This window comes from Desulforamulus hydrothermalis Lam5 = DSM 18033, assembly GCF_000315365.1.
Taxonomy (GTDB): domain Bacteria; phylum Bacillota; class Desulfotomaculia; order Desulfotomaculales; family Desulfotomaculaceae; genus Desulfotomaculum; species Desulfotomaculum hydrothermale.
Genome location: NZ_CAOS01000010.1, coordinates 119,984 through 134,526 on the forward strand (window position 1 = coordinate 119,984; position 14,543 = coordinate 134,526).

General features: G+C 51.8%; 10 protein-coding genes and 1 pseudogene. 9 read left to right on the plus strand and 2 right to left on the minus strand.

Going from position 1 to position 14,543, the window contains the following annotated elements; all coding sequences use genetic code 11:
• Window positions 1-115: 115 nt before the first annotated feature.
• The 8 genes from spoIIID to DESHY_RS08120 all read left to right on the plus strand — a co-directional run bounded on the left by spoIIID (window position 116) and on the right by DESHY_RS08120 (window position 11,602).
• Window positions 116-367 (plus strand): sporulation transcriptional regulator SpoIIID, encoded by a 252-nt coding sequence (gene spoIIID / locus DESHY_RS08085; RefSeq protein WP_008411859.1) that lies wholly within the window; start codon window positions 116-118, stop codon window positions 365-367.
• A gap of 266 nt (window positions 368-633) precedes the next feature.
• On the plus strand, window positions 634-1,668 hold the full coding sequence (gene mreB, locus DESHY_RS08090; protein ID WP_008411860.1) for a rod shape-determining protein: 1,035 nt from the start codon (window positions 634-636) through the stop codon (window positions 1,666-1,668).
• A 62-nt stretch (window positions 1,669-1,730) separates the two neighbouring features.
• Window positions 1,731-3,098 (plus strand): stalk domain-containing protein, encoded by a 1,368-nt coding sequence (locus tag DESHY_RS08095; RefSeq protein ID WP_008411862.1) that lies wholly within the window; start codon window positions 1,731-1,733, stop codon window positions 3,096-3,098.
• A gap of 131 nt (window positions 3,099-3,229) precedes the next feature.
• Window positions 3,230-5,407 (plus strand): copper amine oxidase N-terminal domain-containing protein, encoded by a 2,178-nt coding sequence (locus tag DESHY_RS08100; protein ID WP_008411863.1) that lies wholly within the window; start codon window positions 3,230-3,232, stop codon window positions 5,405-5,407.
• A gap of 93 nt (window positions 5,408-5,500) precedes the next feature.
• The gene (locus DESHY_RS08105) at window positions 5,501-6,580 is read left to right on the plus strand and encodes a TolC family protein (RefSeq protein ID WP_008411864.1); all 1,080 of its coding nucleotides are present in this window, start codon (window positions 5,501-5,503) and stop codon (window positions 6,578-6,580) included.
• Window positions 6,581-6,651: 71 nt separating this feature from the next.
• Entirely contained in the window at window positions 6,652-8,430 is a 1,779-nt protein-coding gene (locus DESHY_RS08110; protein WP_008411865.1) for a hypothetical protein, read from the plus strand.
• Window positions 8,418-10,685: a hypothetical protein gene (locus DESHY_RS08115; protein WP_008411867.1), complete on the plus strand. Its 2,268-nt coding sequence runs from the start codon at window positions 8,418-8,420 to the stop codon at window positions 10,683-10,685. Before DESHY_RS08110 ends, DESHY_RS08115 begins: the two co-directional genes overlap by 13 nt.
• Window positions 10,686-10,843: 158 nt before the next feature.
• Window positions 10,844-11,602, plus strand: coding sequence for a transposase (locus DESHY_RS08120; protein WP_048817995.1), 759 nt, complete (start codon window positions 10,844-10,846; stop codon window positions 11,600-11,602).
• Between the two features lie 232 nt (window positions 11,603-11,834).
• On the opposite strand, the gene DESHY_RS08125 is transcribed toward DESHY_RS08120, so the two are convergent.
• Both DESHY_RS08125 and DESHY_RS08130 read right to left on the minus strand, forming a co-directional pair.
• Window positions 11,835-12,284 carry a putative toxin-antitoxin system toxin component, PIN family gene (locus DESHY_RS08125; RefSeq protein WP_008411870.1) on the minus strand — a complete coding sequence of 150 codons (450 nt, stop codon included), beginning with the start codon at window positions 12,282-12,284 and terminating at the stop codon, window positions 11,835-11,837.
• Window positions 12,281-12,541, minus strand: a complete 261-nt coding sequence (locus DESHY_RS08130; protein ID WP_143147857.1) for an AbrB/MazE/SpoVT family DNA-binding domain-containing protein — start codon at window positions 12,539-12,541, stop codon at window positions 12,281-12,283. Before DESHY_RS08130 ends, DESHY_RS08125 begins: the two co-directional genes overlap by 4 nt.
• 311 nt (window positions 12,542-12,852) lie before the next feature.
• Here DESHY_RS08130 and istA point away from each other — a divergent pair.
• Window positions 12,853-13,455: pseudogene (gene istA / locus DESHY_RS08135) on the plus strand (IS21 family transposase); the annotation flags it as partial.
• Window positions 13,456-14,543 lie beyond the last annotated feature (1,088 nt).

Here is a 14,543-nt window from a genome sequence, read left to right on the forward strand (position 1 = left end):
CAAGCTCGGCGAAAAACAACTCACCAATGCATATAGACATACACTCTCTCACTTCTAACTTTACAATCTAACTTCAAACCTCTCACATCTCACTTCTCAAACAGGAGGTAGGGAAATGCAGGACTACATCCAAAAACGGGTGCTGGACATCTGTGCCTACATCCTGGAAACCCGGGCCACCGTCCGCAAAGCCGCCCAGGTGTTCCAGGTCAGCAAAAGCACTGTGCACAAAGACATGACCGAACGGCTCCCGTCCCTGAATAAACACCTGGCCCAGGAAATCAAAGCCATCCTGGATGAAAACAAAGCCGAACGCCACCTGCGGGGCGGCGAAGCCACCCGCCGCAAGTATAAAGAAATTGGCTAGGCCGGCTGCAAAATTTTGCAGCTAAAGAGGAATTTTAGCAGGAAAGAGAGAATCCTACCACTTTAGGACAATCTGCCATTCCTGTTATTTCTTTTCTCAGACCGGTGTACAACCCACCGAACGGCGGACAAGCCCGTCGCAGCGGCGGCCCGCAGCACCGGCCCGGCCGCACACAGGAAGCGAAAAATCCATGCCCGTAACCTGCAGCCCGTACCTGCAGCAAGCAACCCTACCGCATGATACATATAAGCTAGGAGGAACAGCCAATGTTTGGATTAAGCAGCGACATCGGCATCGACCTGGGTACCGCCAGCGTGTTAGTTTACGTCAAAGGCAAAGGCATTGTTTTGCGGGAGCCCTCGGTGGTGGCCATAAACAAAGACACCGGCCGCATTATTGCCGTCGGCGAAGAAGCCCGCCGCATGCTGGGCCGCACCCCCGGCAACATCGTGGCCACCCGGCCCTTGCGGGAAGGCGTCATTGCCGACTACGACGTTACCGAAAAAATGCTCCGCTACTTCATTATTAAAGCCGTTGGCAAAAGCTGGTTTTTCCGCCCCCGGGTGATGGTGTGCATCCCCTCCGGCGTCACCGGCGTGGAGGAACGGGCGGTGCGCCAGGCCGCCATCTCCGCCGGCGCCCGCAGCGCCCACCTCATCGAAGAACCCCTGGCCGCCGCATTGGGGGCCGGCATCGACATCTCGGAACCCAGCGGCTCCATGGTGGTGGACATCGGCGGCGGCACCTCGGATGTGGCGGTGCTTTCCCTGGGGGGCATCGTCTGCAGCCGCTCCATCCGGGTGGGCGGCGATAAGTTTGACGAAGCCATTGTGCGCTATATCAGAAAAGAATTCAGCCTGATGATCGGCGAGCGCACCGGCGAAGAAATTAAAGTGGAAATTGCCACCGCCTTCCCCCAGAAAACCCCCGAGCGGGTTACCCAAATCCGGGGCCGCGACCTTGTCACCGGCCTGCCCAAAGCGGTTACCGTCAGCAGCCACCAAATTTACCACGCCATTGCCGAACCCCTGGAAGCGGTGGTGGGAGCGGTAAAAGAAGTGCTGGAAATGACCCCGCCGGAACTGGCCGCCGATATCGTCAACAAAGGCATCGTCATGACCGGCGGCGGCTCCCTGCTGCACGGCCTAGACCGGCTGCTGTCTGAAGAAACCGGCCTGCCGGTTTATGTGGCGGATGACGCCATCTCCTGCGTGGCCCAGGGCACCGGCAAAGCCCTGGCCATGATGAACGTTTTGCCCAAGCCCAAGAGCAGTAAGCTGTTTAAAAAAGTGGTGGGCTGACCGCCCGCCGGTTTCCGGATACCTGTTAAAATACACCCAGCATATAAAAGGAGGTTTCCGGCATGCATGTTAAAAAAACCTGGCTCCTCTTGCTGATCCTGCTGTGCCTGGCCACGCCCGCCCTGGCTGCCACCCCGGTGGAGGTAAACGGCCACACCGCCCTGCTGGATACCGTCAGCCAGCAAGGCCGCCTGCTCATGCCCCTGCGGGCCACCTCAGAATTACTGGGGGCCAAGGTTACCTACCTGGCGGATGCCAACACCGCCTACATCGAAAAGCAGGGCACCGTGCTGCAAATCCGCTTTGGCGACGCCATGGCCTGGCTCAACGGCAAAATTGTTTCCACCGGCGTACCGCCCCTGGTGCAGCAGGGCAAAGCCTACCTGCCCCTGCGCTTTATCGCCGAATGTTTGAACTACCAGGTAACCTACGCCGGCGGCAAAGTCAGCCTGCAGCCGTTGCCCCTGGCCAAAATCCACTTTATCGACGTGGGCACCGGCGATGCCATCCTGATTCAGTTGCTAAACGACCAGAACATCCTCATTGATGCTGGCCCCACCAAAGGCGGCGGCGGCACGGTGACCGCCTACCTGCGCCAACAGGGCGTCAAGCAAATAACCCTGCTGGTGGCTACCACCCCCCGGGATGAGCATATGGGCGGCCTGGCCGCCGTGCTGCGCAGCTTCCCGGTTAAGCAGGCCATTGACAGCGGCGGTGCCAGCCACGAGAGTTTTTACACTTCATTTAAAGAAGAACTGGCCAAGCGGGGCGTGCCCCTGGCTGGCGCCGACGGCCAGGTTTACGAACTGTCCGGCGTTACCTTTACGGTGCACAGCCGCCAGGCCGATTTGTTCAGGCAATCAGCCGCCGCCCGTTCCCTGGTTGCTTCATTAAAGGTGGGCGGCCAGACCTTCCTGTTCATGTCCGACCGCACCGGCCAGAACGAGCTGGCCGAGGTGCCGCCCGGCCCGGTCACCCTGCTCAAGGCGGCCGACCACGGCAGCATTAACTCCTCCAGCCAGGAGCTGCTGCAAAAAACCCGGCCCCGGGCAGTGGTGGTAACCACTGATTACACACAGCCCGGCTACCCCCACGGGCCGGTGCTGCAGCGCATCCAACAATCCGGCGCCGCCCTTTATACCAGCGGCAGCCATGGCCATATTGTGGTGGCCACCGACGGCCAAACCTACCGGGTAACCACCCAGCAGCCGGGGCCGGCCTTAATACCGGATGAGCTGACGCATGGCCTGCACCTGCCCGGCAATGCCGAGTACGGCAAATACCTGGGCGACCGCCGCAGCGGACTCTACCACCACCCCAACTGCGAGGAGGCCAAAGCCATTCCGGAGCAGTACCGGGCCTGGTTTACCGATAAACTGCACGCCCAACTGAACGGCTACCGGCCGGACGACCTGTGCAACCCGGATTAAAAAATTTTTGCAAAAACCGGGAACCTTCCCGGCAACCCCGGCGTCTAAACCAATGAAAGCACAAAGGGCAGCCCCTTAAGGGTGCCGTCCTTAAAGCAAATAACCTAAAAAATATACAGGAGGGAACACAATTGAAGAAGACCAGAAAAGTAGTTTCTACTTTAGTGGCCATGTCTCTGGTTGGCGGTATCTTGCTGCCGGCTGCCGGCCCTGCCTTTGCTTACTCCAAGAACAGCGTAAGCAAGGTTATTAGCATCCAAAACGACAACGAGTACCATCAAATTGGCAATATCACCATCCGTGAAGACAAAGACTACAACAACGACTTCCAACCCGGCGATGTCTTCGTACTGACTCTGCCCAGTGGCGTTGAGTTTGACAGAGACAGCGAAATCAATGCTATTTGGAAAAATGATACCGAAAATGGTACAGTAGACATCCGTTATATTACCGATTCTAAAATCGAAGTAACCATGCCTAGCACTGTTGAAGACGGCAAAAACGACCAAATCATTCTGCAAAACGTTCGCATTAAAGCCAAAAGCTCTGTAAACGGCGACATTAAGATTAAAATTGACGGCAAAGACTCTGCCGTTACCAGCCAGGAATTGCTGATTGCCCGCGCTTTTGACGGCGATGCTGTTGTTACTGTAGATGAAGTAGAAACCATCGGCGAAAGCGGCAAAGGCGGTACCATTACTATTGAGGAAGCTGCTGTTGGCTCCATGAATGATGACAACGAGCAAGAAATTACCATTAAGCTGCCCAGCAAGTTTGATTGGGACGAAGCTGAAATGGTAGATAATGCTGACGAAAACATTAAGTTCCTGGGTGGCTTTGATGGTATTAATCCCACCAATGTTTCCATTGAAGGCCGCACTTTAAAAATTAAGTTTGACAGTGCCGACCGCGGCAGAGATGACCTCCGTGGTTACATTGAAATCGATCCTTATATCGTTGCTGATAATGATGCTAAGTACGGTGACGTAGAAGTTACTGTAGACGGCGACAATGTTGATTCCACTGATGTAGTAATTGCTAAGTATGCTGACTTTGGTGTAGAAGCATCTGTGAAGAAAGTTGAAGAATTTATTGCTGGCCGCATGGATGAAGAAACCGAAGAAATCACCCTTGAAGAAAACGTGAAAAACACCTTAGTGGCTGGTCGCAAGCTGACTCTGACCCTGCCCACCTGGGTAAAAGTAACCGAAGTTAACTTCACCAAAGGCGATGATTACGTTGAAGTTAGCGAAATTGATGACAACGAAGTTACTCTTAAAGTAACCAACGAAGAGCTGGATGACACCAAGGAAATCAAGTTCAAACTTACCATGTCCATTGAAGCCAACAAGTCTGGCGATATTGAAATGGCAATTGGCGGCAAAGCCGGTGCCGAAGGCAAACTGGTAGTAGCTAAAGCCGTAGCTCCTGTTACCATCGAAGCTGCAAAATCTCCTGTTAAAGTCGGCGTTAAGAGCCAGGCTATTGGTGATATTGTTATTACCGAAACTAAAGCCGGTGCTATTGCCGATGAAAATGATTACGATGACAGCGATGGCAAAACCGAACTGCGTGTTAAACTGACCGACGGTGTTGAGTGGAATGATTACAAAGTAGAAGTTATCGAAGGCAACCTGGAGCTGGATGATGACAACATTGATACCGCAGACGGCGATGATTCAGTACTGATTATTCCGATCAAGAACGAATCCAGCAAGGCTTCCAAGATTAAGATTTCTGGCATCACTGTCGACCTTACCCGGAACATTCCCGAAGGTGAAGTAAAAGCAGAAGTTAAAGGTTCTGCTATCGTTCACAACGATAAAGCAATGATTGGTTACGATGAAGATGGTGGCGACAGCAGCTTAGACAAAGGTGAATTTAACACCTCAACCGCTGCCAAGGCTGTTGCCGCTGTGGTAGTAACTCCCGCTCCCGAAGCTGGCACTGCTATGTTTGAAATTGGCTCCAGCATCTACACCGCTGGTGGCGTAACCAAAGTTATGGATGCTGCTCCTTACATCAAGAACGGCCGCACCTACGTACCCGTACGCTACCTGGCTTATGCCCTGGGCGTAAGTGAAAACGATGTTGCTTACGAAAACGGCGTAGTTACCCTGAAGAAGGGCAACGACACCATCAAGCTGACCATCGGCAGCACCACCCTGCTGAAAAACGATGCAGCTACCACCATGGATGTAGCTCCGGAAGTAACCAACGGCCGCACCATGCTGCCTGCCCGCTTCGTAGCTGAAGCCCTGGGTGCCAACGTGGGCTATGCTAACGGCAAAGTAGTTATCTCCTACTAATTGCCTGCTAACCAAACAACTAACAAACCAGCATAAAACAAAGCCCGGGCCCTGGCGCCCGGGCTTTGCCCCTAAGCAAAGGAGGCCTTTACAGTGCAAACAAGACTTATTGCCCTCCTAGCCGGCCTGGCGCTGCTCTGCTGCCAGGCACTGCCCGCCCTGGCCGCCGTACCGGAACGGCCTGCCTTAAGCCTGCAGCAGGCCCTGCAACAGGCCCTGGCCAACAGCCCGGCTGTCAGCAATACCGCCATGGAGTTGGAAAAGGCCGACATCACCCGGGACGACTTGCAGTGGAACTTGAACGGCGTCAGGTACGGCTACAACATACCGGAAGAGACCGAACGGTCGGTTTATAAAGCCTACTTCAGCGCCGATTTAAACTACCGCCTTACCGAAAAAAAGCTGGAAAACGAGAAAAAGCAGCTAAAAATTGACGTGCATAAAGCCTATAACGATGTCTTGCTGGCTGAACAGCAGCTGGCGGTGGCCAAGCAAAACCTGGCTGTGGTGCTGCAGCGGCACTCCCACACCTACGCCCGTTACCAGGTAGGCATGGCCACCCAGGCCGATATCCTCAAGGCCGATGCCGACTTAAAGGCTGCTCAGGCCGGCCTGGAAGAAAAAACCAACAACCTGAGCAAAGCCTACAGCGCCCTGAACAAACTAATGGGCCGGCCCCAGGATGAACGCCCCCTGCTTACCGACACCATTGGCTTCCAGCCGGTCGGGCAGTTGGATGTAGATACAACCGTGCTGAAGGCGGTGAACAATTCCTACGAAGTATGGTCTGTCGCCGAGGCAGCCAAAACCTATCAGTACCTTAAATATTACGAAAAATATTACGACATTGGCGACTACAACGAAGCCCAGGCCAAAAACACCGCCCAGGATACAAGGGAAGCCATCCGCCTGCAGGCCAGGCAGCTTTGCCTGGCGGTGCTGAACCTGGAGCAGCAGCACCAGGCCCTGGCAGAAAAAGAAAAGCAGGCCGCCGAAGGGCTGCGGGTATACCGAACCCTCTGGCAAGTGGGCATGAAAACCAAAGACGAAGTGGATGAAATGTCCCTCAACCTGGCCCAGGTGCAGCAGGCCAAAACCGAAGTGGCGGCTGCCCACACCAACCTGCTGGAAACCCTGCAGCGCCTCACCGGCGAGCTGAGCGGCAAAATTTAAACCGGACGCAACAAAAAACACCCTTAGGCCGTCTTTTACCATAAAGAAAAGACGGTTATTTTTTACAGGGAGTGATTGCCATTTCTTACCTGCGCCAAACTGTTACCGGCATGGCGGCCTGCCTTTTGCTGGCGGCCCATTTGCTGCTGCCCGGCGTTGCCGGGGCGGCCAGCAAAAACAATTTAGATAAAATAAAAATTATTGACAGCGACTACCAGGGTGCCCTGGGCACCCTCACCGTCAGGGAAGAACAAAGCGGTGATTTTGCGGCCGGCGAGAGCTTTACCTTAAGCCTGCCCGATAATGCCGACTGGGACGAAGAAACCCTGCGGGTGCTGCTGGACGGCCGGGATATTACCAGCAACCACACCGTCATTGAGGGCAACCGGCTAACCATCGACTTTTACGACCTGGACGGCCTGGAAGCCCTCAACACCCTGACGGTGCGGCTGGGTGTAATAGGCTTCGACCTGCAGGGTGAGTTGCGCCTCACCATCGAAGCCAACCAGGCCGGCGTAACCCCCGGCACCCTTACGGTGGCCCGTATCGGCGGCGGCCAGGCCATCCTGCAGGTGAGTGACCCCGTGGCCCAGATTGCCGAGCAGGGTTACGGCGCCACCCTGACCGTCGCCGAAAGTGCCGCCGGCTGCCTGGCGGGCAGCACGCAGCAATTCAAGCTGACCCTGCCGCCCGGTTTTCGCTGGGGTGACATGCGGCAGCAAGACAGCTTTGGCCAGCCCCTGGTCAGCCTGCAGGGCGGTTTTGCCGCGGCGGCGGACCACCTGCAAATTGACACCGACGGCCCCCGCACCCTGCTGATTACCTTTACCGTGCCGGCCGGGCAGGGCCGCCGGGGTGAGCTGGTGATCAAACCGCTGCTGGAAGTTGAACCCGGCGCGCCGCCCGGGCCGGTGGAAGTTATTATCAAAGGCACTGCCCTGGATAAAACCGAACAGGTTATAGCCGAATACAACAGCGACGGCCTGCAGCTGCTGGCCGAGCCGCCGGCCCAACTGGTGGCGGGACAGGACAACCGGGCAGAGCCCCTTCAACTGACTGTCCGGGAACAGGGCAGCGGCCTGTTGCTGCCCGGCCGCCCCTACCGCCTGCAGCTGCCGGCGGGGGTAGAACTGCTGGAGGTTGTCAAATTTGAGCCGGACGACTACTGCGGCGGCCTGCTGCAGCAGTGGGACAGCCACGGCCTCAGCTTCCGGCTGGCGCAGGCCAGCCAGGAAGAGCCGGCGGTCATCCGCTTGCACCTGGTGCTGCGGCCGGATGAGCGGTTTAGCGGCCCCCTTACGGCTGTCTTGAGCGGCGGCAACCTGCAAACCGAGGCGGTTATTGGTCAGGTGGCGCCCCCGGTGGCGGCTGCGGCGGCCGGCAGTATGCTGCAGCCGGGCCGGCGCGGCCAGAGCTTGCCCGCTGTCACCTTGCATGAGGGCAAGGCCGGCACCCTGGCCGCCGGCGACGAAATCTGGCTTGAACTGCCCGCCGGCGTTGCCTGGCAGGTACCGCCCCAGGTCAGCGTACCGGTGGGCGACCTGCGCCTGGCCGGCAGCAGCGCCGAAGACAACCTGCTGGTTATTACCGTCAAAGAAGCCGGCGATAAAACACCGGCCCAAATCCAGGTGGCCAACATCCTGCTGGACATCGATAACAGCGTGCCCGAAGGCCCCTTGGAAGCGCAGTTAAAGCTAAAAACCAACCAACCGGTTATGGCCGCCCGGGCTGCCGGCGGTGATGAAGCGGCGACAGTCAAACTGGCCCGGGTTATCCTGGGCTGGCTGGTACCCGCCCGGCCGGTTACCTTTTATCTGGAACAAATAAAGCGGTTGACTTGGGTATTCTGAACAAGTATGTTAAACTGAACAGCAAGAAAGCTGTTTGGGAAGAAGTAGACGAAAACACCTACGCTGCTGTTTTCAGCGACTTGAGGTACAACGTAACTTACAGCTTAACCGAGTCCTACTCTAAGCTGGCCTTCGACGCCAAGCAAGTGCCCAGCAAAGAGCGCAAAATGAAGTGGACTCAAGTTGTGGCCAAAGATGTTGTGGTAACTGCCGATAAGGCAACTGTCAGCGTAGAAGCCGGCAAAACTGAACTCGTTACCCTGACCGCCAAGAAGGGTACTGCCGTAGTAGATGGTGTTTCCTACACCGCAACCTCCTCTGACAACGCAATTGCCACCGCTGCCGTAGAAGGCAATGTAGTAACCATCACCGCCGTAAAAGCCGGCACCGCTAACATCACCGTTAAAGGCAGCAAAACCGGCGAAACCGTAAAGGATGCCACCATTGCGGTGACTGTAACGGCACCCCAGCAGCTGGTTGTTGAGAGTGCGGTTGCCGTTAATACAAAGCAAGTTAAAGTAACCTTTAATGCAGAAATCGGCGCTGTGCTGGCTAACAATTTCAGCCTTTACGAAAAAGGCAATGAATATGCCATTAAAGTTATCGATAAAGTAGCAGTTAGCGAAAAGGCTGCGGTTATCACCTTATTAGACGCGCTGGAAGCTAATAAAGAATACGTTGTTAAATGCACCGCCGTTCCCGCTAAAGAAGAAAACGTATTGCCTTTAGAAGCAGGCGAAGCCGAATTTAAATACCTCGAGCAGCAGCCGGCCTCCATTGCTTTCACCAAAACCGTTTATGCTACTGGTGAAGAATTGGCCTATGTAATTAAAGACGAAGCAGGCAACGACATTACCGCCAACTTTGCTAAAGGTGATCTTACATTAGAAAGCTCGGATTCAACCGTTGTTGATACTGCAACATTTGTTGCAAGTAATAGCAATGATAGTCCTGCCTACGCCGTTGTCAACCTGAAAATTAAGGACACAGAAATTCAAACCGGCAACGTAATTATTACCGTTAAGAAAACCTTGGAAGAACTGGCTGCCATCGGCCGGTGGACACTGGATAATGTAAGCAATCCTAACTTTGATAAGCCTGTAACCTCCCTGTTCCTCTCTGATACTGGCTACAAACTTAAAGCAGAGGCATTAAACCAGGATGGCAAAGAATTAACTACTGACGTTGCTACTACATTCACCTACAGATCCACCACTCCCACCGTGGCTGTCATTGATGAAGTAACAGGTGATGTTACACCCGTATCTGTAGGCAACGCTACTTTTGTAATTACCGCCAAGGCTGGCAGCAAGCAGGTAAGCAAGGCTGTTACCGTACAGGTTAAAGCCGATCCGGTGGCCACCGCCCTGCGGTTGGATAAAACCTCGGTAACCCTGGTTAAACTTTCTGATATTCCTGCCAAAGTCAAGGTAGAATTGCTGGATCAGTACGGCAGTGTGATGGAGAGCGTTGATGCATCTTTGTCAGCGGAAATTAATAAGACTGATGTTATTGGTGCGAACGATTTAACTGGTATTTCCCTTACTGATGGCGTTGCTGAAATCACACTTAATCCCGGCGCTGGTGATCCCACCACTGCTGTAGTTACCGTAACCTACGAAGAAGGTACCACCAAACTGACCAAAACCTTCAACGTAGCTCTGGTTGAAAAAGCTGCCTTTGCCGGCTATGCTGCCGTAGTAGAAACCACCAAGCTGGATAAAAACGGTGATGATGAAGATAGAGCTCAAGGACCCAAGGAAGTTACTGTAGCTGTTTACGAAAAAGACATTAACGGCAACTACATTAAAGAAGTCACAACCTTCACCGTAAGCGACGAGTTCACTAGTGATGGTGCTGTAAGTGTTAGTGACAAAACAGTAACTGCAGCTAACAAAGGTACTGAGAAGGTGTATGTAAAGGTTAACGATCTTACCATAGCTACCTTTACCTTTACAGTTGTTGATTCTACCCCGGCCTTAACCACCGTAACCCAACTGAAAAACGCCATCAGTGTTAAAACAACAGATGAGCTTGACAAAGTGCTCTTTGGTACTGATGTAAATGGCGGCATCTTCGTGGGCTACGACCAGTACGGCGATAAGATTGCAATTACTAGTGGTGACTACCAAGTATACTCCTCTAATCAAAATATAGTTAAAAATGATTTAGATTTTGGTAGCAGCACTGGTACTGTAACCCTTACCATTAAGTTAGCTAACAAGTTCTACACCGTAACTGTGAAAGTTGAGTAAACCATAGGGACGGTTCTCCTGGTTTAGGGAAAAAGGAAGTCATGGCCGCACAAAGCGGTCGTGGCTTCCTCTTTTTTAGGGACGGTTCTCCTGGTTTGCAGAAGTATTGGGGCACGACAATTTCCCAGGGGGACGGAATAATTAAGGTGATGATAAATATGCCAAGAACAGGGCGAAAGAAAAGTAAAAGCGGCATCTACCATATTGTTCTGCGGGGTATAAATAAGCAGTTAATTTTTGAGGAAGAAGAAGACTCACATAAATTCTTGCAGACGCTGGGGGAGTATAAGAAAATAAGTGGCTTTAAGATTTATGCCTATTGTTTGATGGATAACCATGTTCACTTACTAATTAAGGAAGAAGTTGAGGAATTAGGTTTAATTATGCGGCGTATAGGCGCCAGCTATGTATACTGGTACAACAGGAAATATGAACGATGCGGCCACTTGTTTCAAGACCGCTATAAAAGCGAGGCCGTGGAGGATGGCAAGTATTTTTTGACTGTTTTAAGATATATTCACCAAAACCCGCTTAAAGCAGGCCTGGTTAAGGAAATTAGCCAATATAAATGGAGCAGTTATGCTGAGTATGTTAGCGAAAGCAAGATAGTAGATACTGAGTTAGCCTTAAAAATATTTGGCGACAACAGAGAAAAGGCGTTAAATAACTTTATAGCTTTTCACAAAACAGAAAATAAAGACAGTTGTTTGGATATTGCCTATATAAATTTAATTAAGGATAGTGAAGCAGCGGAAATAATTAAATTAACCTGCCGTGTTAATCATTGTCATGAATTACAAAGGATGGACAGGTGCAAAAGAGACAGGTTTTTAAGAATTCTAAGGGAAAAAGGTTTATCAACCAGGCAAATTGCCAGGTTAACAGGTATCAGCAGGGCCATTATATTAAAAGCGTAACTTGCCAAAGCAAAGGGGTTGCCCCAGACCATAGGGACGGTTCTCCTGGTTTGCAGAAGTATTGGGGCACGACGCTGAAAACCATAAAAACCATAGGGACGGTTCTCCTGGTTACAGAAGTATAGGGGCACGACTCTGTGAACACGCCGGTAAGTTAGATAAACCCTGAACAAACCAGAAGACTCACTTAAATTCTTGCAGACGCTGGGGGAGTATAAGAAAATAAATGGCTTTAAGATTTATGCCTATTGTTTGATGGATACTTTTCCTGTTCATGGTTAGCTAGCAGAACTTGCAAAAACTCCGATGCCCTTAATATTTTCACATTTTTATACTCACCTAAAGAGAGTAAATGCTTATCACCGGAAATTATATATTCGGCTTTTCCTTCAACCGCACATTCAATAATTTTGTTATCGTCAGGATCATCAGCTACGGCATTAATACTTTGAGAGGGGTTTACAATTATTGAATTTGTTAACAATCTCCCGATAAAACCGTCAATTTCTTCATCAGTGAATCCGAATTTAGGATAATTAACCACCCTGTAGAACTCACTTAGTATTTGCGCAGACAGACAAAGTACCAGGCTTGAATCAAGAACCATCTCTATCACGGCTGCTTCCGCACCGTTCCATCCTAGGGCTGAAATTAGAACATTGGTATCAACTGTAATTCTCATTTATGATTTCCTCTTGCCCAATTTATTGCATCCTCAACATCCTCTGGAGTTATACCACCCTTTTGAAACCTCTCTCTGATTGGACGGGCAAAATTCTCAAAATCATTTGGTTCAACCATTTTTTTAATTTCTATCTTTGTCCCGTTCTTCTTAAAGAGAATATAATCGCCTTCCTTGATTTTAAGATGTTTCCTTAATTCCATAGGCACAGTTACTTGGCCCTTAGTGGTAACTCTTGCAATATAAAATTCATCCACATTAACACACCCTTGTAAGAATTTCTTACTTATATCATACATCACCTTTCCTTGCTTTGTCAAACCATAAAACCATAGGGACGGTTCTCCTGGTTTGCAGAAGTATAGGGGCACGACGCTGTGAACAAAACGCTAAAATATATAAACCCTGAACAAACCAACCAGGAAAGGTTAGTAAAATTTATTTACTAAAATGGTGTGTCACCGCCGGGATATAATTGACCCAGGTTCGCCGGAAAGAAAATGACCCACCCTTAGCGAATATATCCCCTTCGTAATTAACGGCCAAGTTAATCTTAGGAGGGAGACACATGCTAAGGAGTGGGATAGTGATATCCTTACATACCTTAATGGCCGACGGGAGGACAATTCGTGAAATTGCCCGTCTAACGGGGCATTCTCGAAATACAGTTCGCCGATATCTCCGGGGTGAATTCTCCCCCAAAAAGGGAAACCGTAAATCTCGTGGTTCCAAGCTTGATCCGTATAAACCGTTCCTGCAGGAACGTCTTCAAGAAGGTATCTATAACTGCGAGGTTTTATTCGATCTTCTACGAGAAAAGGGGTATACCGGGGGACGTACCATCTTGAAAGACTATGTGAAGGACTTCCGTCCTCCCAAACAAGTTCCCGCTGTTCTTCGTTACGAGACGAAACCTGGTGAATATGCACAGGTCGACTGGGGACTGTGTGATTACGTAGATTTGGACGGTACAGTCCGAAAAGTGCCGGTATTTGTCATGGTATTGGGGTACTCTCGTTCCACCTATATAGAGTTCACTAAGCGTTGTGACATTCACAGCTTTCTTCGTTGCTTGATTCATGCTTTTGAATATTTTGGGGGCATCCCAAAGGTAATGCTGACCGACCAGATGAAAACCGTCGTACTGGGCATGGGAGATGATCCCCCCCCCCCTGACTAGTCGACGCGTGGCCAACGGNNGTCCTTNNTNTNGTCTTTCNNGNTGGTNCGTCCCCCGGTCTGCCCCTTTTCTCGTTGTTTTCGGCTCTGGCCTCTCCCTTCTTGATCCCCTTCAGNTGGTCGGCTGTCTCTGCCCCTGTGCGCCTGTTCGTGGCGGGCTTTTTGTGGGTTGTCCTTGTCCTGCCGCTTCCGGGTGGGCTGCTGGTGTCGCGCCTTTTTTTTTTGCCCCCCTCCCTCGTGTGTTGCCGTGCTTGTTCTGGTCGGGCGTGGTCCCGCCCCTCTTTTTGGCTGTCGGCCCGGGTGTCGGTTCTTTCTTTGTTTTNGGTCGGTGGTTTTGGTCNGTTCGTTTGGCGTCCTTTGNTCTTGCTGTCTCCTTCCCCGTCTTNTNGGTGCGGCGGCTTCNCGGCCGGNGTCCCCCCCCCCGTNGCTCGCNTNNGTNGGTGTTTCGCTTTGCCGTTCNTTTTGCTTTNNNNTGTCCNNGTGTTTCGTGTNTNTTGTGGGTTNTCTTTTTGNTCCTTCTCTGTNTGTGTGTGCTCTTCTGTTTCGGGTCTCTTTTTGTTNTCCGTTGCGTTCTTCTTCCTTCGTCTTCCTCTGTGCTTTGTGNTTTTTTGTGGGTNTGGTCTTTCTGCTTGTNGNTTTGTGGNTGTCCTTTTTCTTTGNNTTNGTCCGCCCTTTTTCTTCTCCTTGTTCTTTTTCCNTTTTTCTNTCGTGTCCTCGCTTCTGTTTGGGGGGCGCTGGCGTTTTTGCGTGTCTCGGTTGGGTTCGTCTCGCCTCTCTTCTTTGGNTTCCTGTTGTGTTGTCGTCTTTTTCGCGTTGTCTTTTCGTGCCTCCTGTGTTCCTCNTTTTTTNTCGTGTTNTTCGCTTTGCCGGGTTTNGTTTTNTTGCCTGCGTTTTTGCTCGNTTGCTTGCTCGCTCTTCCCTTCTCCTCTTCTGCNTCCCGTGCNTTCCTTGTGTCCNCGCCTCCGTTCCTCTCCCTTCTCTTCCTGCTCTCTCCTCGTTCGGCTTTGTTCCTCTGTCTTTGTTGTTGCCCCCCCTTCTTCGCCCCCGNTCGCTGTTGCTTCGCGTCTTTTCTCGCTGCCT